Consider the following 23,229-nt stretch of genomic DNA (forward strand, 5'->3'; position numbering starts at 1 on the left):
TGGCTTCGCTCCACGGTATAAGATACTATCAATGCCGGCATTTTATAGTGATATATTTTGAGTAGTTGATGCCTTGCGGGACGAGGGTTGGGGAAGAGGGGGCAAATAATCTGAAAAATCTGTGCTCAGATTCAGCCTGAGGAAACTATAAAAAAACTTTAGAGACGTTGCCTAAGTTACTTTGAAAAAGTATTAAATAAAAGTTAGAGTGCTAGTTTGCTATTAAAAACCTATTCCATCACTATAAGTGACTCCATGTTTTTAAAAAGAACTGTTGATTATGCCGCAGTAAAGCTGCTACTCGGATAAATCATCACTCTTCAGGATCTTCGTATTTTAAGCGTTTGCCAACAGTAGGAATAAATTTAGCCAATTTGATCAGTCGTGTTTGCGCTACTTTTTTATAGGCGGTATTAAATACCGCCTCAATATCTACATAATCGAGCCATAGAGTTTGTAAGGTAGACAGTATGCGATACCCCATCTCTACATTTTCGGCCAACATTTTATCGATCATACGCGTAAGCTTTTCGTTTTTCGCTGCCTCTTCTGCATTAAATCCTAAATAATCAAGCAAAAGATTATTGGCAATATTTTTAAAATCTGAGTATTGGGATAATTTTTCACCATATAACTCGAAATCCTCAATATCATCCCCAAAGATTCTTCGTGCTTCTTTGAGTACTATTTTTTTACTCGTTAAATATTGGGCGATTTTTTCCCCACGTTTAATTTTTTCTTTGGTTAATAGAGTTTCAGCAATTTTATCCGCTTTTTCCTTGTAAAGACTCTCCGCTATATCACTATCCTTCAATGAACTATTCATTCGTTCGTTCATCTTTTCAAACATTAATTGAAAGGATTCATTGAGTAGTTTTGGAACCGGTAACGTTCCATCAAAAATTCGACCGTCTGCACTAAGAGATACAGGTAACACATCTTTAGGTTCAAATGATCGTGTTGCATTATTCCAAACCGGTTTTCTATCAACAGCCAATAGCGTCAACTGCAAGCTCGTCTGTTTCAATAGAGGAGCTACCACTTGCTCATAGCCACACTCCCCTGCATTAGCTACATATGCGCCATAACTGACAGGAATTGGACAAGGATAAACATCATGAGCATATTCATAAAGCAAATCATCTAAACGTCGCTTAAGTTCTGGGTGTTCTTTCTCAACTTGCTCGCGTTTTTTATAGCAATACACCATCATCTCTATAGTACGTTTAATTCGTGGGAGCATTTCAATGGGGCTTAACTCATGGCAATCTCTAAAAAAGATGGTGGCTAAATGATCGCCACAACCAGGTAATTTCTGATAAAGCGCAACATAAGCACCCCGAGTACGATACATTTTTTTATAACTTAGAAAATTTCGAAATGAATCTTCAGTGGCTCCCATATGACTTACAGCCTGCATTATTAAGGGTGTTAAAAGCTCAGGCGGGTATTTATTATCAAAATATCCAAAATTGCTAATATCAATGCTAAATTGAGCTACGGTAGTAGGATCACCAGGATTATCTAACTGGTACATGAAAATTCTTTTCAGTGGCGTCATTTCCACTTCGTAAATTTCAAGCTCCGCTTCACGAGTTAGCTCTTCTTTATGAGGTTCTAATTCAGCCAAAGCTTCGGGAGCCAGCTGGAAGACCAACTCCCATTTCTCACTTGGAACCATATCTATTTTTTTAAGTTGGCGAATGTGTTTTTCTTGCAACGCCAAAAGAAATTCACCAGTACCTCTTGGGCCAATTAATACACTGAGCGCCACATCATATTTGGGCTGTAACGAAAAAGCAGAAATGAGGAGTTCCTCTAATGCACGCAGTTTCTCTGCTAAGATCTCTTTATCCGGTAACCCTATTTCTCGATATAAATCCGCTTCACAAACGTGTCGATGTTCATCTTCGATAATAAGTTCAAAAAGTTCCGTTGCAACACCATATTTGTGAAAAATAGTAAAAACCTCTTCAACCAAACCTTCGCACACTAAGTTCATAACAACCATGCCTACTTTGAGGCAATCTTGAGCACGAATAAACTCACAAATTCGTTCAATTTCTTCATTATAAGCAGGAGGCGTTGCATAAGGTGCGCAGAGGGTAAATATAATTTTAGTAAAAACAATGGCGTGATAAATTTCATCCACTAATTGGGCGCGCATTCGTTTTTTTAGCTCTGGGTTATGCATTTTATCTTCAAAACGCATAGGTAGCTGAATACCCAAAACTTCCAGTTGCGCCATCAACGAGAAAATATAAAGATACAGAAGCTTGTCATATTTTATTTCAAAAGGAAGACCATTTTTAAATAGATTTTCTACTCGATTTTTGATGTCTTTTCTTTCGTCATCAGTGATTTTGTTCCATCCTTCAAGAATCCATTTTTCGGAGCCCCAAAAAGGCTTTAGAAGTGTATCAAGATCTTCCATAATTAGGTTCCAGTTGACGAATAAAGTTGATAGCTCATGCTGAGTACTTAAGTATGCCGGAATGTTAATTATACTTCATCAATGTAAATATACCAATTTATAATGACTTTTAATCTGTGGGGTAAGCTTAAAGAAATTCACTATTTATCAAACCATCAAGAGATTGCTCATAATCAGTATTATCTTATTGTAGTAGAAGGCCTCAATGTTTCAAGAAAAGGAAACATGAATACTACGCAAAGAATAACTCACCACAATTTAATGCTTGCGGTGAACAACATACCGAGCCAACTCCTCAAGGGCTTTTTTATAGATTGAATCAGGTAAAATACTTAACGCATCAATTGCAAAATCTGCTTCTTTATCCGCAATACCTCGCGTGTATTCAATCGCTTTTGTTTCAGTGATTGCATCTAATATGGCGGGTAAATGCAGAAGCGTCCCCTTTTCTAAGCTTTCTCTTATTTTTACTTGTTGCTCAGCCGTGCCATATTTTAAGGCTTGCAGTAAAGGTAAAGTAATTTTGCCCGTTGCTAAATCATCACCAATATTTTTTCCTATTGTTTGAGCATCCGAGCAATAGTCCAAAGCATCATCAATCAATTGAAAAGCGTTTCCTAAATGCAATCCATAAGAATACATCGTTTTCTGGATTTGATGTTCTGATTTACTGATTAGAGCACCTATGGCAGAAGATGCGGCAAAAAGAAGGGCTGTTTTCGCTCGAATCATGTCAAAATATTCTTCAACAGAAAGATCGGAGTTATGGCGATTAGAAAATTGCTGGATTTCCCCACACCCCATCTGGGGTGCAATGCCAATGAGAAGCTGGATGATGTCGATATCACCCACTTCCACCATAAGCTCTAAGTATTTCGTGAATAAATAATCTCCAACCAAAATACTTGCCTTATTACCCCATATTTTATTAGCTGTCTCTCGACCACGGCGCAAAGTCGAATCATCAATCACATCATCATGAAGAAGAGTAGCAGTATGGAAAAATTCAATCATTGCTGCAAGCATAATGTGCTCTTTACCTTCGTAACCACAAGCACGACTCGCTAAAAGAACTAATAGGCATCGTAAGCGTTTACCGCCACTTTGGATGACGTGGTTTGCAATATCATCGATCAATTGGATGGGCGATTTGATTGTTTCAATGATTAAATGATTAACTGCTTCAAAATCTTCACTCACTAAATCGCGTAAATGATCAATTCCCATCACATATCCATAAATAAAATATCTTGCATGCTAAGCCGGGATTATATTCAATGTCAATACGTTCTCTGCTGCAATCATACAAGGCTTACATAGTAAAATGACTTATAGCTTCATTATAGAACAAAAAACAAAGCTTACTTCCATTTAATATTACATCCAATACTCGGCTTTTGCTCTGCACTGACAGGTTGTCCTGCAAGTATGCTTTCTAACGCCTTTTGTAAATGCTCACCCGTTACCGGTTTATTATTGCCAGGTGTTGAGTCATCCAGGCAACCTCTATAAACACAAAGTAATTCTTTATCAAAAATATAAAAATCAGGAGTACATGCTGCGTGATAAGCCTTGGCCACCTCTTGGGTTTCATCATACAAATAAGGAAATGAATAATGAAATTGCTCTGCTTCAAGACACATTTTTTCTGGACCATCTGCGGGGTATTTTTCCGCATCATTGGAGCTGATCGCTATAAACTGGATCCCTTTTTTCTGATAATATTCAGCTAACTCAACGAGTTTCGCTTGAATATGCTTGACAAAAGGACAATGATTGCACAGAAACATAATAACGGTTGCAACAGACGATTTACTCTGTGCCAAAGAAACCATTTGCTTGTTTCGTGTATCAATTAAATTAAAATCAGCAGCTTTACTTCCCAGCGGAAGCATATTTGATAGGGTTGCTACCATAACACCCTCCTCTTTTTTATCAAAACAGAATTACTCTGTTTTATAATTTTGGATTTTATTGACAACGTTATTTTCATATCTGAAAAAAAAGTATTTCGACTTTTTTTTCTTATTATTGACTTTAATCAAGCTGGTCATGTTATAATCTACTTAACCCGATAGCAAGTGATTTTAGAACCAATGCTAACAGCATGGGAAGCATCCTGAACTCGGCGTTGAGCAAGCCCACTTTAAAGTGGGAAGCCTGAACCGATTCATTCGCTACCCACTTGAACCAAAAGGGTTCATAATCCATGTCTGTCGGGGCTATCCTTCTACCAGTTGTTTCTTTAATAAAAGATATTCATCGCGAACCTTCGCTGCTGCTTCAAATTCCATGTTTTTCGCATGGAGATACATTTGTTTTTCCAGGGTATTAATGTGCTTAATTAACTCCTGGGTTGACCAATGCTTGTATTCTGGGACTGATTCTGCAACAGCCACTTTGCGCTTTCCATGATATGCACCCTCCATAATGTCTGCTATGGATTTATTAATCCCTTTAGGCGTGATTCCATGCGCCTCATTAAATGCTTGTTGCTTCTCACGCCTACGGTTCGTTTCTTCCAAAGCTCTTTGCATGGACCCGGTTATTTTATCGGCATAAAGAATTGCTCGTCCTTTCATATTACGTGCTGCACGCCCTATCGTTTGGATTAAAGAACGATCCGAGCGTAAAAATCCTTCTTTATCAGCATCAAGAATAGCAACCAAAGCCACTTCAGGCATATCCAAACCTTCGCGTAATAAATTAATTCCCACTAAAACATCAAAAACCCCCAAGCGTAAATCACGAATAATTTCTACCCGTTCTACCGTATCGATGTCAGAGTGTAAGTAACGCACCTTAACTCCATGTTCATTCAGATAATCGGTTAAATCCTCGGCCATTCGTTTCGTTAAAGTAGTAACTAAAATGCGCCCATCATGCTGGATCACCTGGCGAATTTCCGACATTAAATCATCGACTTGGGTACGAACCGGGCGAATTTCAACTTCGGGATCTACCAGACCTGTTGGCCGCACGACTTGTTCCGCCACATTATCGGCATGTTCTTGTTCATAAGGACCAGGCGTTGCCGAAATGTAAATTGTTTGGGGCGAACGCGCTTCAAATTCCTCAAACCGTAAAGGTCGATTATCCAAAGCAGAAGGGAGTCTAAAACCATATTGCACTAAAGTTTCTTTACGTGAGCGATCTCCTCGATACATGCCACCAATTTGAGGTACGGTAACATGAGACTCATCAATAATCAGTAACGCCTCATCCGGTAAATAATCGAATAAAGTAGGAGGCGGTTCACCAGCCTCTCGTCCTGATAAATAACGTGAATAATTTTCGATACCGGAACAATATCCCAACTCCAACATCATTTCGATATCAAAATAAGTACGTTGCTCTAAGCGCTGTGCCTCAACTAATTTATTTTGTGCCTTAAACTCAGCCAAGCGTTCTTGTAATTCTTCTTTTACCCAATCTACCGTTTGTAAGATACGTTCACGAGGTGTTACATAATGAGTTTTAGGAAAAACAGTAATTCGGGGTAATCGTCGCAAAACTTCGCCAGTTAACGGATCAAATTGAGCAATATTTTCGACTTCATCATCAAATAACTCAACGCGTATTGCTTCTTTTTCAGAGTCAGCAGGAAATATATCAATCACATCACCATGCACGCGAAATTGACCACGTTCTAGAGAAAAATTGGTGCGAGTGTACTGCATTTCAGCAAGTCGTCTTAAAATTTTACGCTGATCCGATTGTTCTCCACGAGAAAGATGTAATACCATACGTAAGTAAGAATCAGGATCACCCAAACCATAAATTGCCGAAACAGTGGCAACAATAATTGCATCTTTACGTTCAATTAAGGCTTTGGTTGCGGACAATCGCATTTGCTCTATGTGGTCATTGATGGATGAGTCTTTTTCGATAAAGGTATCTGAGGAAGGTACATAAGCCTCTGGCTGATAATAGTCGTAATAGGAAACAAAATATTCCACCGCATTATCTGGAAAAAAGGCTTTAAATTCACCATAAAGCTGAGCAGCAAGCGTCTTGTTAGGAGCCATAATTAAGGCAGGCCTTCGCATAGCTTGAATTACATGTGCTATAGTAAAGGTCTTACCTGAACCAGTGACCCCTAAAAGGGTTTGTTTGACCAAACCTGATTTTAAGCCATCGATTAATGAGGCTATAGCAGTTGGCTGATCACCGGCAGGTTGAAAATCGGCATAAATTTTAAATAAATCTTTCATATCTTTATAGTATATCTCACAGGAGCAATAAATGAATATCGCATTGGCAACACGCGTGCAAAAAGTTAAACCCTCTCCCACTTTGGCTGTAGCAGCAAAAGCGACTCAAATGCGTGCACAAGGGCATGATGTGATTAATTTAGGTACTGGAGAGCCTGATTTTGACACCCCCAATTACATCAAGGAAGCAGCAATCCTAGCCATTCAACAAGGCCATACCAAGTATACCGCGGTAGACGGTATACCTGAATTAAAAGAAGCAATTAAAAATAAATTTAAGACAGATAATGGCCTTGATTATCAGTTGAATCAGATTTTAGTTTCTGTAGGTGGAAAGCAAAGTTGTTATAATCTATGCCAGGCATTGCTTAATCCAGGTGACGAAGTCATCATTCCAGCTCCTTACTGGGTTTCTTATCCAGATATGGTCTTACTTGCCGATGCGACTCCAGTATTTATTTCCACCACTCCCAGCCAACGATACAAAATTAATGCTCAGCAATTGGAAAAGGCCATTACCTCTAAAACACGGCTAATCTTTTTAAATAGTCCCTCCAATCCATCAGGAGTAGCCTACACTTTAGATGAATTAAAAGCGTTGGCTGAAGTATTGAAAAAACACCCTCAGATTGTTATTGCCACTGATGATATGTATGAACATATTCTATGGAGCCAACCTTTTGCGAACATCCTTAATGCATGTCCTGAATTATATGACCGAACTATCGTATTAAACGGGGTATCCAAAGCCTATGCGATGACTGGTTGGCGCATAGGATATGCTGCAGGTCCCGCCTCTATAATGAATGCGATGAAAACCATCCAATCTCAATCTACCTCCAATCCCTGTTCTATTGCGCAAAGAGCAGCGGTAGCTGCATTAAATGGTGGTCATGAAAGTGTTTTAGAAATGGTAAAAGCCTTTCACCAAAGACATGACTTTGTCGCTTCACGATTACAGGACATTCCTGGAGTCGAGGTAATTCCAGCAGACGGAACTTTTTATATTTTCCCTAGTGTACAAGCGATTATTGAAAAACGCGGTTATGCTAATGACCTAGAATTTTCAGAAAAACTTTTAACTGAAGCAGGAGTAGCGTTAGTCCCGGGCTCCGCTTTCGGTAATGAAGGTTGCATCCGACTTTCGTTTGCGACCAGCATGGAAACACTCCAAGATGCATTAAATCGTCTCCAAAATTTTTGCAAATAAATTCTAACTCTCTCCTCGCTGCTAGAGAAGTGAGGAGAATTACTGTTTTAATAATGAAGCAAAAATTCTCAAAACAATAAGATTTAAAAAATTATTATTAAATCTACTTGACCTCCAACAAGAATCGTTTTAAGATTCGGCCTCATTCCCCGGTAGCTCAGTCGGTAGAGCGGATGACTGTTAATCATTAGGTCACAAGTTCGAGTCTTGTCCGGGGAGCCACACCACATAAGGGTTGTGGCGATTCACACCGAAGTTCTGAAATTCTCATGTAGAAGCAATGTAGAAAGATGGTGAGATTAAGCAAGGTTAGATGATGCTAAAATGGAGCAATCTGTGCCCATGTCAAATGTATCTATATTCAATTTTTCTACTTTCATTTCAGCATTATCATTATTTCTTATAGTCTTCACCATAATAGACATTCGTTATCGTTTCCGAGTTGCTGTAGCACCGTTTCCCCTATTTAAAATTAGTTTGATAGCGATAGCTGTACTGGGGTTGGGTACTTTAGTCTTGGATACAGGATCGGCTGAAGGTTGGTCTAAATTTTTAGGACATCAAGATCGTTGGCAAGCTGCGTTGGGATTAATTTTCCTATCCCTAATCTTTATCTGGATTTTGTTTATTTTCAAACCATCTAAATTTTCCAAATGCAACGCTAAAAAATTCGCGCAACATTTATATCTATTGATTTTAAAGGGATCTGATACTGAGCTTGCTGTTATCTCAGAGGAGCTAAAATTCTCAGCAGAGTCTCTTGTAGAGCTAACCAAAGAGAATACACCCAATGAAAAAATTAGCACACCTAAGGCTAGGGACTATGCCTATGAAATTTTATCGCTCATTGGTAACCGGAAGTTTTGCCAGCATGTTGTTGCAAACGCCCCCTTCACAGCCATTATCCTTTTTGAGTCAATTGCAAAAACTAAAAAATATAATATTCCAATAGGACAATTCACAAAGAACATTACTACAGAAGCAATACTTAATAAAAACTCTATCCTGTATCATGAGGATGAGGGCTATAAATCAGGATTACTTGGTTATATAAAACCTTTTAGCCGCGTTGTATACGGCAATCATCACTTAGTTGAAGAGCTCGGCGTTCATCATGCTTCGCCTCTTGATATCCATATTGAAATTAAATCTTCCTGGGATGCAGCACAATTAAATACATACTGCAGATGTGTCATGCTAAGTTTCAAAAACTACATTGATACTGCTAATTGGAATGAAAAATTATTTTCTTTATGTCGTGCATTTGAAAATATAAGAAATTCGTGTGGTAATATCTATAAGCTTAATGAGGCAGACGATGACTTATCCAATCATACTAGTTATAACTGTTTGAACATTACTGTGGAATTTTTCAAAGAGGCTATTGATTATCTAAGCCAACAAGAAAATACGCCACCTGCCAAGCTCAAACGAAGAAATAACAGCCATTCATATGAGGATATATACGATTATTTTACCAATCATCTTTTTGAAATTATACATTCTGCAGCCTATATTAACTGTCCAAATTTTAATTGCTGGATGATTCAACATAACATTGTTTGGTATGCATTTTTTAAATCGCATCAAAACCAAAGGCATGCTTGGAAAATTATTCATAGTCGATTAAGACGTCTGTTATATAACGAAATAAAGCAACTTGAAACGTACCCCAACTACAAAGGAGCTAGAATATTAGGATATTTATTAAATATCATGGGATTAAAACTAGGGGAAAAAAGCAGAAATAACAGGGCTTATTATTCGTTTCATAAAATAATTTTAAAATGGGTAGAAAATAATTATTTAAGTTTAGTTGGGGTTGAACCAACGGTGGCTTCCTCTTGCCTACCAAGCGGTTTTCTGTTTAATGAAAAAGAAAAGCAAATAGAAAAAACCTATTCAATAGGTATGGGCACTAAGACTCAAAAAGATTCTTTAACGTTAACTTAACTCTCTTTTGAACGGACCTAGTGTGAGCGATCAACGGGATCAGACTCGATTGATTTACATGAATAATTAATCAAACTCAACGGACATTATGCCAAACTGTGGCACATATAAGCGGATAGGTTTCTTCCCGAATATTTAGATGATAAAGAGACGAATGCATGAATAATAATCAATCAGATCAGCAAGTAACAAACCTAAATGTCATCCAAGCAGCACAATATTTATTACAGCAATGTTTTGCAAATCCATGCGAGATAAAGTCCGCCACTTTTTTAAGTGAACCCGATCGAAGAAACGTGGTTTTACGGCTTTATTTAGAAAATAAATCTGAGGATATCCCTGCAAGCGTCATTCTAAAGCAGTCCTTGCCCGAAGCAATAGATGATGACGACAAAGATGCTTGTGCCCGATTCGCACGAGATTGGGCTGGCCTTGAATTTTTAAGTGGGCTCAAACAATGGCATCACAATGTTCCAAAATTTTATGGCGGTCATAAGGAGCATCGATTTATCCTGCTTGAAGATTTAGGCTTGGAACATGTTAGTTTGGTTGACTCCTTGACCTTACCTAATCGAACAGAAGCAATTGCTGCACTGACGCGATTTATGATGGCACTGGGAAATTTTCATGCCGCGAGCTTTGGCCATGTTTCAAAATATGAAGCTATTCTGCATAGCATCAATCAGCAAGCGGAAAGCATACAAGATGAACTTGATTTTATGTTTAATGATTTGTTGCCTAAACTTGAGCTAGCTAATAAAAGCCTTGGATTAACTGTCACCCCAGAGATTATCCACGAAGCCCAAAGCATAATTGAATCACTCATTACACCTGGCGCATTTACAGTGTTAACTCATGGGGACATTTGTCCAGACAATGTGTTTGATCATAAGAACTCTGAAGAATTACAGCTTATCGATTTTGAATGGGCAGTCGTGCGTAATGCATTACTGGATGGCACCTACTTGCGAATGAGCATGCCCACCTGTTGGTGTGCTAAAGCTATACCCAATGAAGTGATTGAATCTTTAGAAACAATCTATAGAGAAGAATTAAAACGCGCAATACCCGCTGCCTCCGATGATTTAGCTTATATGACGGCCTACACCGAAGCTTGCGGTTTTTGGTTATTGCAACAAACCGTTCCTCTTCTAAACTCTGTTATAGATAACGACAGAGTGGGATCATCAGGGCCAACTCCTGAAAACTCTTTATGGAAACCAGAAGAAAATAATGTCAGGCCACGAGTTCTGACACGACTCCAAGCCTTTATTGAGGTGGCTTCAAAAAATGATCAATTACCTCACTTAAGGAAAATGGCACAAGATATGTTAAGTGCAGTTAAAACCCGTTGGTCAGATGTGAAGCCACTTGAATTCTACCCTGCGTTCCTGGATCGCAAACCATGAAGCGATACATCATAACAGGCACTCCAGGCTGTGGAAAAACCTCTGTTATTCGTGCTCTGGAATTAACAGGAGCAAGTGTTGTTAGCGAAGCAGCAACTGATCTTATTGCTTTTAGACAAGCACAGGGTGACATTGAGCCATGGAAATACCCTAATTTTATTGATGATATTGTCAGGCTTCAAAAACATCGACAAGTTGATATGTGTGCAGATTATTCGGATTTACATTTTTATGACCGTTCACCAATTTGCACTTATGCACTTGCCTTATATCTTGGGTTTGAGCCATCCCACAACCTGATGAGTGAAATAAAACGAATTCACAAATACGATATTTATGAAAAACAAGCTTTCTTCCTTGAAAACTTAGGCTTTATAACAAATACCGATGCGAGACAAATAAGCTTTGAAGATTCATTAAAATTTGAGCAAATTCATAGAGAAGCTTATGCCAAATTTGGTTATGAATGTGTGGTTATTCCAGCCAAGCCTATCGATGAACGAGCAGAAATTATTTTGAGGAATATAAGTGAATAAATTGATAGCCTTGATGTTGGCAATAACCACTGCAAGTGTTTATGCCAAAATAATAACAACAGAAGAATATTCCCAACAATTTAAAAACTACGATGGCTGTTTTATCCTCTATAGTGTTAATAAACATAAAGTGGTAAGTAAGTATAATCCAACTAACCGTTGTAGACAGCGCATTGCACCAGATTCTACGTTTAAAATCGCACTGTCATTGATGGCTTTTAATGAAGGCATTATCAATCAAGATACTATTTTTAAATGGGATGGTAAAAAGGGAGTCTTGCCTACCCACGATCAAGATCAAACACCTCTAACCTGGTTGAAATATTCTGTTGTTTGGGTTTCTCAGCAAATCACCCCTCAATTAGGCCTTGCTCGAATAAAACGATATTTGGCTGATTTTAATTATGGTAATCAGAATTTCAAAGGTGATGCTGGTAAAAAAAATGGGCTGCAATATGCTTGGTTAAGCAGCAGCCTCAAGATCTCCGCATTGGAGCAGCTCAATTTTTTAAACGCTATGCTAAGTGACAAACTACACGTAAGTAAAAAATTCATAATTAATACCAAGAGAAATATGTATCAAGGAAAATTGGATAACGGAGCGGATTATTATGGTAAAACCGGTTCTGGCCGGCATGGGCCTAATGAGAGAGAACCTAATCCTAGCCAATTACGTGATGGCTGGTTTGTCGGATTCATTGAAATGGATTCACAACAATATATTTTTGTGAGTAATCTGACTGATAAATTGAGTTCTATTAACAAACCAGATGAAAAATTAAAACTATATGGCAGCGAAATATTGAAGCCTATTACCATGAAGTTATTAAATGATTATTTCGCTCAATAGTATCAAAGAGCGCCATATAATAATCGAGACTTGTTATGAAAATAGATACTTATTTGGATTTATACACACAAGTTTATGAAATTTTTCTTAGGAAAGCATTATGAGTTGGGATATCGTTATCAGCAGTGAAGAAGAAGCGCAGTTTGTAGATGATGAAATTGTTGCCTTCAATAGAAGCCACGCTCCGTTTACACAGAACAACGATTTTGTCAGTTTAAATTTTCACATTAAGAATGAGAGTGGCCATGTAATAGCGGGGATCAACTCATTAATGTATTGCTGGGGCATGCTCTATATCGATGTTTTGTTTGTCGGTAAGAGTCATCGTGGTCAACAGCTTGGAAGCCTGTTACTGAATAAAGTTGAGACCGAAGCTAAAGCAATGGGGGCTAGCCTTTCACATTTAGATACCTTTGACTGGCAAGCAAAGGATTTTTATTTGAAAGCTGGGTATGAAATTTTTGGCGTCCTTGATGCTTGCCCTCCAGGCCACAAAAGGTATTACATGAAAAAAATATTATGAAAATTTAGGAGCCCAATGATGAACAATCAAGGAAAATCTTACGATATTATTGCAGAGGGTTTTGCTAACATGCGAGATTCTTTTAATACGGAGCAAAAATACCTCGATGCTTTAATAAATTATATACCTGAAAAATCGCATATCCTTGATATTGGCTGTGGCTCTGGGTTCCCTATTGCTGATTATTTTATTGAGAAAAATTTCTCTGTCACTGGGATTGATGGATCGCAAGAATTACTAAATATCGCTAAAAAGAAATGTCCGAAAATGCGTGGCCTATATGGTGATGTTCGTACTATTGAGTTCAATGAAACTGTTGATGCTATTGTCGAATGGTGGTGCCTTTTTCATCTACCTAAACCAGACCATGAGCTTATGATTGCTCGTTTTGCACAGTGGTTAAAGCCAGGTGGAATACTTGAGTTTACAAGTGGTGATAATGAGTTTGAAGGTGCCGACAGTAATATGCTCAACCAAGAGCTTCATTTTTACAGCCTAGCCCCGAATGCTTATGAACAGTATCTTAAAAAATATGGCTTTGAAGTTCTTTTAAAAGAAAGCGATCAAGAGCAACATCTTGTTTGGATAGCAAAAAAGCATGGTTAGCGATTAATTAGCAGCAATATTAAAAGTATTCTGAGCGTTTTAATCGATAACCTTCGCACAACATTTGGTAACAACGAACTCAATTGCTACTAAACAGGCCTACCTGCACGCATTATTTGCATATAAATTCGTGCAGCTTCATTTGGATCAGTTACACCCTCTAACGATGGTATCGGTTCAGGAATTGGTGTATCAACTGGATTTAACCCATACACCTTGGGTACTAATTTTGATGCGAGCCATTTCCGTGTATCAATACGAAGTCGTGAGCGGGCTATAACCTCGCTGTTGCATACCTCTTGGCCTTGATTATTAAAAATAGAATCTTGGGCAGAATCATCAGCAATGTCTATGATTTCATCAACTAGCGTTTCAATTTGAAGGGATTTTGCTTGCGCGTATTGGGTTCTAAATTGTGGATATTTTAAACACCATCGCCGTATGGTTGATTTTTCTGGTATATCGTTATACATATCGCAAAGTCTTTGTAACCCAACACCATGAGTTGCGATTCGTTCGCAGATGAGATCTGCCAATTCTTGTGAGTAGTCACTAGGCCGACCTAATTTTCTATCACTCATGTCAAATCCCCTTTACGCAGTATTTCAGTCATGGTGCGAAAATCACATTGATAGATCTAAGCACCATGCCAATTTTATCATGAATAAAATGCTTATACTTATTACAATTTATCCATACGTAAAAAATTACTCTCCAGAAGACGCACGTTTATACGCTGATGAATCGACAGTTTTTTCATCCGAGATATCAGAAACCAATAAAACCGGCGAAACCGATTCAACACGCCATTTTTCAGCTGAGCTATTGCCACTACAACGAACTAAACGTAATCCATTGACAACCCGTCCAGCATGACGCTTGAACCACCAGCCTAACTTACGACGATTAATTTCACCGCGCTCACTGGCAATATCCTGCAATACCTCTCTCAACTCACACTCATAAATATAATTGATGGTCTTCATAGCTTCTCGTATCATGGTTGGTGTTTTCCCAAATTTTGTATACCAAACTTCTAATAAACGCGCTAAGGTTTCTCTATCAGGATCTTCTGCCAATGCTTCAAATACGGATGAAGCTGGGTCAACACAGCCAAGCCATAATAACGGCTGACGACATAAATCAGACCAATCACCATAGCTACCTAAAGACTCACATTTTGTTTTTGGTTTGCCTGCAACGATCCATGCACGTATAATTGTCAGAGCGGCTGAAACATAACGTTCTCGCTCTTGTAACAGCTCTTGAATCAAGTTGGGTCGACAAAACGTACGTGTAGCCGGAATTTCTACTGCAGGATCAAGGCTAATTGTGATGCAACGTCGTGCCATATCTTGAACCGGTCCAACATTATTGCCACTTGATAAAAAAAGTGTGCGAGTACTAACCGCGGCTGTTTTGGACACACCGAGTATGCGTCCACTGATGAATTCCGAGGTTAATGCTGTACACAGGCTTTTGTGGGCTATCAAATCACTTGTGAGATTGTCGAACTCAATTACCGCGGGGGCGCGCAGTAATTCTGCTAACAATAGTTTTCGGCATTCTTCATCATCTGCAGGGAACGTGGTCGGCGTTCCTCGCTGAGGCGTGGCAAAAGCCGTAATCAATTCACACAAGTATGATTTACCTGATCCGACTGCATGTGCACGCACATGAAACATCGGTGCGAGGGCAAGGCTTGGCCGGATTGTCGCTGCTAAAATTGCTGATAAAGCAGCCGCTTTATCAGAATCCTTGGCAAAACGAAATTCAGCTAATAGATCATGTAGTAGTGCAAGAGCTGTCTCCGCTTGCATGCGTGATGGTTTATCAGGAACCGAGAATTGAGCCGCATCAAACATTCCAAACATACCCGTGGATAGATCATATCCTGCCGTATTCATGAGGGTTCCATCTGGACGAAGATACGGTTGACGCGCTAAACCATTAAGTGCCGGTAAATGCGGGTAATTACCGGCATCAAATAATACCGAGGCATGACGCTCAGGTGGATCAATACGTACCCAATCTTTTGCTCGACCATCAAAGCGTTCCCAAACAGCAATACCTGCCAATGCTCGAACTAAAGCAGGTTTGGATAGTGCTTGTATTCTGGTCTCATGTGTTCCTGCATCGTTAAACACGGCTACAATGAGATTTCCTCGTTGATAATATTTTTTTGATTGCGCCAATTCAATTTCAGCAGAATCTGCTACACGATGAATTTCTCCGGCGATAACGCGTATAACAGATTTCATACGTGCAATGCTTATGGAAATGCCAAGAATACGCAATAAGTCACGAATATGCCTATCAGCACAATGCCCATGAAAGCATTTAAACCCCCCGATAGGCCAATTTTCATCTGGCTCAAAATAAGCTGTACCACCATCGATCCCATCCGTATGCTCTTCTTTCCACGGACAAGTGATATCATGCTTACCCATGCCAAGAGGTGCTTTGTATAAATTACGTTGCTGAAGAATGGTAATTACAGCATTTTCTTCTGGACACGGAATACATATCGTCTCAGTATCTACCTCTTCATTTTGAGGCGTATCTGATTTCTCTCGTTTTGATCGCTCTGTATGTACAATTTCAAGTTGAAGACCATCTATCAACTCTTGCACTGAATAACGACGTTCGGGCTCCCAAATCTCCATTCGACATTGAAATGGAAGCTCATGTTTGCCATTCACTCCAATAGGTAATCGCGCGAGCCGCGTTGTTTCTCCATTGGCACCACGGTCGCATAAGCCAGCGCTTATGATGGCATTCATGAGTTGATCTATAGTTTTGGTGCTGAGCAACGGCTCATCTAACAAATAACCTGCTTGATAATTGCCAGAAGAAGTCTCCAATAGCCAACTTGGTGGCAAAGTTACTCGTTCCTTATTTACTTTCGTACCAACATCATCAAGCATTACAGCATATAGCCCACAAAAATTTACTTTTTTTCGGCGATATTGGCCTGCATCATCTGGTCGAAACGTGCCAAGGCTAAAATAATTATTATTAGCAGCGACCATTATAGAAGCATCACTAACCCATGGCTGACCGAACCATTTCTTCTTTGGCCCTGCTGTCGGATCTCCCTCAAAACTGACCAAGAGTGGCCGCATACTGTTTAATGTTTCCCCAAATACAGCATGTAAAAAATTATCATTATCCACAATGTCGGTTTTGTCGCTTTTAACGCTTTCTTCCACTTCGCATGAAACATTTGGCGAATTATGGTTGAGTTCTAACTCACTTGAACTATTCATGAATTATCCCTCCTTTTTCTTTGAATATTGACTTGTAGACGTTACCAATTCATACGCCTCAATCCAGTTGAGCACATCTGCTTTTTTATAATTGATACGGCCCTTACATTTTCTAAAAGGAATCCCTTTACCTCGCCAACGATCCGATTCTAGTGTTTTAATACTCCTATTAAGAACAGGTGCTACAGTTTCTTGACCAAATAATGCTTCATGATGTGCAGTCCAAAATTCAGAGACCAACTCAGCATCAGTTTTTTTAGGTTTTGGAGTGCGCTTTCGTGGCGATTTAACTTCTTGAACTACATATCCGTTGATATCAGTACGGGATTTTTCTAACATAATTAGTGCTCCTAAATATTAAAACAAGGGTTTTAAAATGACTTAAAACCAAGCGTTATTATTTAGGAGGAAATAGGGCGGGTCTAAGGGACTAGTTCAACAAAAATAGGTGATGATCTCCATTAGAAAATCTCTGCAAAATTCGTTGAAAATAACTCAGAAACAGAGATGTGTTGAAGTACGCTATCACGCTTTTTCTTTTTAATTACAGCATATTTCATTTCTTTTGCCATGGCCTGTAGACGACGTGGAGTTTCTATTTTTGAATCAAAGAAACGATGCGCTACAGCATTTGATGCTTCAATAACGAAATGATCTGTCATATTAAATTTCATTAATGAGCGGTCTGTTTCTAAAACACAGGCCTCAAAGGTTTTGGGCGCTCCATCAACTGATGAAAAGGCATAAAATTTAAATAATTTATCTTCAGGTAGGATTGAGCATAGAGTTTTTAATAACTCAGTATTTTCTCCCTGTTTTTTTAATTCAATAATTTGTAGTTCAAGATCGTCATCTACAAAATATAATTCATCTTGAGAAAGAACGATACCTTGCTTATGCTCCCATTCATTAAAAGCTTTTAAGCTTGGAATTCTTTCAAGTTCATTTATATGGGCTATGAAAAAATCCGGGATGATAAAGTAATAGATAAAATACATTACGATTTTGGTCATTACGTCTCTGGCAAGAAAACTATGCCCCTTCCCTGAAAGGAATGGGCTGCTGATACCGCGCTTTACAAGAAAATCCAGTGAAAGATAAAATAATTTCTGCGCATCATCGTTTATAAGTAAAATTGAACTGAATTGCTTATGGATAAGCTCCATTTGCTTTTTTAATTTTTTATGTCCTTTACCCGCTGATGAAAATTTTTCTAATCCTGATGTGTTATGTATGAAGTAGGTGATTGCTGCAGCACATATTAAATCTAGCCAATATTTGTGAAAAAATTCCCCGCGTGACATAGGCGACAAATTTATTGAAGCAATTGCTCCCTTTTTTATCATTTTCTCTTTTATATTGGTAACATCAGAATCAGAAGCATTTAACCATCGAAAAAATTCATTTTTTTCTACTATCTCAACATAACCTGGTACATTTTCTTTAATATTCGGTATATTTTGTATTTCCCCTAATTGGCAAAGCACATCAAAATCCTTTGGGTATTTTTGAATACCCGTATTAAGTATAATTTTTCTATTTCGCTTCATATTTCATCCTTGTTTTGGCCTATATCTTCATTCAACTCCGCCTCAATTTCCTCAACAGTCGGCAAACTTGTTTTCAGCTCGTTAGGCAACGCTTTGGCAAGGGTATATTCTGAAATGCCCATAGGTGCGTTCATATTCCGCAACGCATATTCAGCAACGACCTTATGTTTAGATTTACATAGGATGATTCCAATAGTTTGATTGTCACCCTCTTTACGCATTAGGTCATCAACCGCTGCCATATAAAAACCAAGCTGCCCAGTGTGTTCTGGTTTAAATTTGGTAGCCTTGAGCTCAATGACCACGAATGCGCGTAGATGCAAGTGATAAAAAAGCAAATCAACAAAAAATTCTTGATCATCGAAAGTTAGTGGTACTTGTGAGCCAACAAACGCAAACCCCTGGCCGAGCTCAATAAGAAAGTCACGGATATGAGTGACCAGTGCATCTTCGATTGCTCGTTCATGCGCTTTGCCTTGAATGGTTAAAAAATCGAAGTTGTACGGATCTTTCAACATTTCATTGGCTAGATCGGATTGTAAGGCTGGTAACTGTTTATGGAAGTTATTGATTTTCTTGCTAGATTCAGCCTGGCGCTCATATAGCCCGCCTTCAACCTGCATTTCTAATACAGAGCGTGACCACCCATTTTTAATGGTCTGTTGGGCGTACCATTCTCGCTCTATATCATCTTTGATCATCTGCATTAAACGGACAATATGACCCCAAGGTAATTGCGGCACAGCTTGTGCCGTAATTGAAAGGCGAGGATATAGTGTTGCAAATTTCTTCATCCGCTGAAGATTACTAACAGAAAACCCCTGCATTTCAGGGAATGCCCGTTGCATATCATGAGAAAACTGCACTAAAAAACCTGACCCCCATTGGTGGCTTTTTTGTTTCTCAATTAAATCCGTGCCAAGTTCCCAATAGAACTGGGTTAGCTCGCTGTTGGCAGCCAGTGCTGCACGTATTTGCGCTGTTTTTAAGCGCGTTTTAATGGTGCTAAAAAAGTCCATGTACTCTTTATTCAGATGTAATGAACCATCCTGCGTTTTAATTTCATTGTTCATGTACTGCTCCTTGTTGTGGTTGGATCTCTAATACTAGTGCCGAGAGCTGAACCCCCATACACTTTAAGAAATAATCAGTAATTTGTTGCATGGGTTTTCTTAGCCGCTCTACATCAGTAACAATATAACCAGCAGTGATATCGCCACTCATTTTATGGTTCATTAAACGTTTCAACGCATAAGCTGAAATATCCAGTCCTTCAGCAATGGTTATAAATGTTCGCCTTAAATCATGTACCGTAAAATGGATGCCTGAAAACTTGGTTACATTGGCCATTTGCTTGCGTGGTTCGATAATATGACCAGCCGCCCCCGCGCCAGAAAAAACATACTCATTACTTCTTTTTTGACTGCGTGATAATAACAATTCGTAGAGGTAATTAGAAAGAGGTAGGGTATGTGATTCATGATTTTTGGTATCAAGCACTGTCAATGTTTTAGCTTTTAAATCCACCTGATCCCAACGTAAAGTAGCAGCTTCCTGACGGCGTAGCCCTGTAAGAATGATTAATAAAAGATAATCTCTTAACGTCTCATTTTCTAATCGCTGTACACCTGCGTACCATGGGGCTAATTCATGTGCTTTGATAAATGTCTGTCGACGTTCAACCCGATACCATGCTCTAGTTTGTGATAGACGTTTAACCGGATTTTCTATGACAAGCGATCTGCCTTGAGCGTCTTCGTATTGGCCTGCAGCAAAGTTAAACAAAGCCCTTAACAACCTCATAGCCAAATTGGCGTAGGCTTCTCCACTTTCTTTGCCTAATTTCTCATGATGTTTTGCTACTTTATCTTTGGTGATCGACAAGAATGACTTATTGCCCCATCCAGCAAAAGCAACATTAAGCACTCGCTCGTAATTATAAAGCGTATTATGTTTTAAAGATTTTCTGGCTTTCTTGTAATCATTAAAAACGTCATTCAAGGTCATGTTATTAATTTTCATACCTTGTTTTTCCGCAATGGGATCAATCCCTGTTGCGATCTGGCCAATAGTTTTTTGTGCCTCTTTGCGTGCTTGTTCTGCAGTAAGCGCCCCATACTTACCAAGAGTAATTCGGCGAATCTTATTACCAATATTTTTTTCAACCACAAAACTTTTGGTTCCTGCCGCAGTAACACGCAATGCAAAACCTTTGAGTTCAGAATCACGATAGAACACTTGATCCTTTCCAACAGGTACTTCCGCCTTTTCAACAAAGGTCTTATTTATTTTGACTTTCATGATCACCTCTTTTTCTACATGTAGAAGCAATGTAGAAAAATTATTTAGAATTACTAAGAAAATTTAAGAAGTGATTATAAATAAAAACCCTTGTTACGTATAGGATATGTAAGGGTTTTAAGGAAAATATAGAAATGAATAGAAACGATTATTTTATAACTGTTAATCATTAGGTCACAAGTTCGAGTCTTGTCCGGGGAGCCACTCCTAGTCTGGATCGTGGCGAAATTCAATCAAACCTTAAATTTTACGTGTCGAATATGTGTCGAAGTTTGGAATCAAATACGACTCTATCAGCTCGATGTTAAAGTAATATTCAAATCAAAATTTTCCGATGGTGTGCGAATTACTTGGTTATATCGTGACTTGAGGCTAATTTAAATTATTATGAGCGATATCTTCTTGTACTTACTCCAAAATTAAAATTCCTTATTCGTTCTTCTGATACTCCTTTCTGAAGAAATATTTTTCTAAACTGATTTTCTGAATACACACCATCACAACAAGGACCAAAGGTTATTCCTGCCAAATCATCCAAAGAAAAATTTAAGATTTGATAAATTGGTTTTGATTGAGAATCAATTAGCAATAGATCGGGTGGTGGTGAAGGTAAATAAATCTTTAGGATTGGATTGAATAATCTAATAGAACAAGCCCTCCATTCCCATTCATCCTGATAATCATTTACTTTAAAATAAGGCATAAGCACTATGAGTTGATTAACTAACTCTGGTTGGAGCAGTTTTTGATTTTCTGGTGAATAAGTCAAAAATATGCTTAAAATTTTATTAATGATATCTCTTTGAAGAGTATCGTATATGACAGAGCCAGTAGTAATTATTTCCGGGAATGTTGTTTGGATAAATACCGTTTTCTTGAATTTCATTGCTACACCCTTGCCATTTTCAGCATAATACCGCCAGCCGGGCATATAATCTTCCTTCTCCAAAAAAGAAGTTATCAGACAATGGTAGTTTTCCGCAATTTGATTTTCCAAAAAGTAAAGGACGTTGTCTCGCACATCTCCATTTAAATTCGACCTCACACAACCTTGAATCAAATCCATTGAATAACCAATTTCACTAGGATCATTCATATACCTATGATGACTCATCCAAAGGCATTCTGATTTAAGAATACCTAACCCAGCTTCCAAGGAACAATAATGAAATACATGCTCGCACTCCCTATCAGGTAACTTAAGAGAATTTAAATATTTCCTTATTTTGTGGTCAAAGTCTGCTATTAAATTATTATTCATATATTTCTCTAAAATCATGATAAGCAATCTATGTGATCGGCCTAATCTAACATTTGTCCTTCCTTGTATTACCGCAATCAAAAGAGCATAATTTGTGATTAACTAATATTTTTAATTGATCATTTAGTGACTTATTTTTATCAATAATATTTTCTATAAAAGCATTTGCTATCGTTCCCATTTTTCCTCTATTCATTTGGATTTCAAGTGGAATTTCCCTTATTTCAACCCGTGGGTTGATATATTCAACGGACAAACGAATAAACATTCCAACAAAATTATTTATTAAGCTCTCGTCTTCTGCATTGTGGATTAAGGAATAATTATCTGAAATCAACTTAAAAATCATTTGAATATTGTCAATTGCTTTTTCAAAGTAGTAATTGCTTAAATCAAGAGTAGCAATTGACTGTGCATTGATTTTGAGCTGAGCATCTGGATGTTGAGAAAATTTTTCGGGTACAAAATATATTTTATGTTGTTCTATTAAACCGTTGGAGTTTTCAATGTAAGTTTTTGTACAAAGAAGTAAAAAAGATAATGGCCCATAAAGATTATTAATTTTACGTTCTAATAGAGCAATTTTTTGATTTCTTTTATTTATATGGTTAGTACTCCATGCTGTTACCATAGCACCACCTAACGCCCCTGTTAACAATCCTATTAAAATATCCATAGCTAATTCAATTAATCCTTAGGTTATATTTTATATAGCATAGATATTTGAATGATGTTGAAATAAGCAAGCATAGCTAGCAAACAAAGTTGCTATGGTTTTTTTATATTTTTTTGATTACCCAGTCCTAATTATGAAGACAAGTACCATATATAGAACCATTGCTCTTATAACAAATTGAACCCGGGCCACAGTCTGTATCAAACGAACAGGTATCACCTATAGTACCGTTTGGATCAGTTGGTGAGTATACTGGTTGTTGATCATTACTATTTCCTGGACTTAGACCACCTACACAAACTCCATAGATATTACCGGAGGATTTAACACAGTTACTTCCAGGATTACAATCAGTATCAAATTGACAAGCAAAGGATTTGCTTGAGAATACAGTTACCAATACTACAAATAATAATATTTTATTTTGATTTTTCATA

General features: G+C 38.1%; 20 protein-coding genes, 1 tRNA gene and 1 other RNA gene. 9 read left to right on the plus strand and 13 right to left on the minus strand.

Annotated features, from left to right (window positions below; all coding sequences use genetic code 11):
- Positions 1-313: 313 nt before the first annotated feature.
- The 3 genes from Lsan_RS10060 to Lsan_RS10070 form a co-directional block, all read right to left on the minus strand.
- Positions 314-2,434, minus strand: a complete 2,121-nt coding sequence (locus Lsan_RS10060; protein WP_058514271.1) for a hypothetical protein — start codon at positions 2,432-2,434, stop codon at positions 314-316.
- Between the two features lie 258 nt (positions 2,435-2,692).
- Entirely contained in the window at positions 2,693-3,661 is a 969-nt protein-coding gene (locus Lsan_RS10065) for a polyprenyl synthetase family protein (RefSeq protein WP_058514272.1), read from the minus strand.
- Positions 3,662-3,795: 134 nt separating this feature from the next.
- Positions 3,796-4,350 (minus strand): thioredoxin family protein, encoded by a 555-nt coding sequence (locus Lsan_RS10070; protein WP_058514273.1) that lies wholly within the window; start codon positions 4,348-4,350, stop codon positions 3,796-3,798.
- 140 nt (positions 4,351-4,490) lie between these two features.
- On the opposite strand from Lsan_RS10070, the gene ssrS reads away from it, so the two are divergent.
- Positions 4,491-4,662, plus strand: a non-coding RNA gene (gene ssrS / locus Lsan_RS21250) — 6S RNA.
- Here ssrS and uvrB read toward each other — a convergent pair.
- Positions 4,657-6,648: an excinuclease ABC subunit UvrB gene (gene uvrB, locus Lsan_RS10075; protein ID WP_058514274.1), complete on the minus strand. Its 1,992-nt coding sequence runs from the start codon at positions 6,646-6,648 to the stop codon at positions 4,657-4,659. The genes ssrS and uvrB overlap by 6 nt on opposite strands.
- Positions 6,649-6,679: 31 nt before the next feature.
- On the opposite strand from uvrB, the gene Lsan_RS10080 reads away from it, so the two are divergent.
- The 8 genes from Lsan_RS10080 to Lsan_RS10115 all read left to right on the plus strand — a co-directional run bounded on the left by Lsan_RS10080 (position 6,680) and on the right by Lsan_RS10115 (position 13,735).
- Positions 6,680-7,858: a pyridoxal phosphate-dependent aminotransferase gene (locus Lsan_RS10080; RefSeq protein WP_058514275.1), complete on the plus strand. Its 1,179-nt coding sequence runs from the start codon at positions 6,680-6,682 to the stop codon at positions 7,856-7,858.
- Positions 7,859-8,004: 146 nt separating this feature from the next.
- Positions 8,005-8,080 (plus strand) — tRNA-Asn (locus Lsan_RS10085).
- Positions 8,081-8,200: 120 nt separating this feature from the next.
- Positions 8,201-9,811, plus strand: a complete 1,611-nt coding sequence (locus Lsan_RS10090; protein ID WP_157068298.1) for a hypothetical protein — start codon at positions 8,201-8,203, stop codon at positions 9,809-9,811.
- Positions 9,812-9,969: 158 nt separating this feature from the next.
- A complete protein-coding gene (locus Lsan_RS10095) occupies positions 9,970-11,220 on the plus strand; it encodes a phosphotransferase (protein WP_058514277.1) in 1,251 nt (416 codons plus the stop codon).
- Positions 11,217-11,756, plus strand: coding sequence for an AAA family ATPase (locus tag Lsan_RS10100; RefSeq protein WP_058514278.1), 540 nt, complete (start codon positions 11,217-11,219; stop codon positions 11,754-11,756). Before Lsan_RS10095 ends, Lsan_RS10100 begins: the two co-directional genes overlap by 4 nt.
- A complete protein-coding gene (locus Lsan_RS10105; RefSeq protein ID WP_058514279.1) occupies positions 11,749-12,606 on the plus strand; it encodes a penicillin-binding transpeptidase domain-containing protein in 858 nt (285 codons plus the stop codon). Before Lsan_RS10100 ends, Lsan_RS10105 begins: the two co-directional genes overlap by 8 nt.
- A 100-nt stretch (positions 12,607-12,706) precedes the next feature.
- A complete protein-coding gene (locus tag Lsan_RS10110; protein WP_133134323.1) occupies positions 12,707-13,129 on the plus strand; it encodes a GNAT family N-acetyltransferase in 423 nt (140 codons plus the stop codon).
- Between the two features lie 15 nt (positions 13,130-13,144).
- On the plus strand, positions 13,145-13,735 hold the full coding sequence (locus tag Lsan_RS10115; RefSeq protein WP_083505117.1) for a class I SAM-dependent methyltransferase: 591 nt from the start codon (positions 13,145-13,147) through the stop codon (positions 13,733-13,735).
- Between the two features lie 89 nt (positions 13,736-13,824).
- On the opposite strand, the gene Lsan_RS10120 is transcribed toward Lsan_RS10115, so the two are convergent.
- The 9 genes from Lsan_RS10120 to Lsan_RS10160 all read right to left on the minus strand — a co-directional run bounded on the left by Lsan_RS10120 (position 13,825) and on the right by Lsan_RS10160 (position 23,228).
- On the minus strand, positions 13,825-14,316 hold the full coding sequence (locus tag Lsan_RS10120) for a terminase small subunit-like protein (RefSeq protein ID WP_058514282.1): 492 nt from the start codon (positions 14,314-14,316) through the stop codon (positions 13,825-13,827).
- 126 nt (positions 14,317-14,442) lie between these two features.
- Positions 14,443-17,004: a hypothetical protein gene (locus tag Lsan_RS10125; protein ID WP_065236296.1), complete on the minus strand. Its 2,562-nt coding sequence runs from the start codon at positions 17,002-17,004 to the stop codon at positions 14,443-14,445.
- 3 nt (positions 17,005-17,007) lie between these two features.
- Positions 17,008-17,343, minus strand: coding sequence for a hypothetical protein (locus Lsan_RS10130; protein WP_058514283.1), 336 nt, complete (start codon positions 17,341-17,343; stop codon positions 17,008-17,010).
- A gap of 122 nt (positions 17,344-17,465) precedes the next feature.
- The gene (locus Lsan_RS10135; protein WP_157068299.1) at positions 17,466-18,491 is read right to left on the minus strand and encodes a hypothetical protein; all 1,026 of its coding nucleotides are present in this window, start codon (positions 18,489-18,491) and stop codon (positions 17,466-17,468) included.
- A gap of 59 nt (positions 18,492-18,550) precedes the next feature.
- Entirely contained in the window at positions 18,551-19,627 is a 1,077-nt protein-coding gene (locus tag Lsan_RS10140; protein ID WP_058514285.1) for a PDDEXK nuclease domain-containing protein, read from the minus strand.
- A complete protein-coding gene (locus Lsan_RS10145) occupies positions 19,617-20,855 on the minus strand; it encodes a tyrosine-type recombinase/integrase (protein ID WP_058514286.1) in 1,239 nt (412 codons plus the stop codon). The genes Lsan_RS10140 and Lsan_RS10145 overlap by 11 nt, the downstream gene beginning before the upstream one ends.
- Positions 20,856-21,240: 385 nt before the next feature.
- Positions 21,241-22,116: a DUF2971 domain-containing protein gene (locus Lsan_RS10150; protein ID WP_058514287.1), complete on the minus strand. Its 876-nt coding sequence runs from the start codon at positions 22,114-22,116 to the stop codon at positions 21,241-21,243.
- Between the two features lie 46 nt (positions 22,117-22,162).
- Entirely contained in the window at positions 22,163-22,792 is a 630-nt protein-coding gene (locus Lsan_RS10155) for a hypothetical protein (protein ID WP_058514288.1), read from the minus strand.
- 127 nt (positions 22,793-22,919) lie between these two features.
- Positions 22,920-23,228, minus strand: a complete 309-nt coding sequence (locus tag Lsan_RS10160; protein WP_058514289.1) for a hypothetical protein — start codon at positions 23,226-23,228, stop codon at positions 22,920-22,922.
- Between the last annotated feature and the right edge of the window lies 1 nt (position 23,229).

Origin of the sequence: Legionella santicrucis, assembly GCF_001468135.1 — a bacterium.
GTDB lineage: Bacteria > Pseudomonadota > Gammaproteobacteria > Legionellales > Legionellaceae > Legionella > Legionella santicrucis.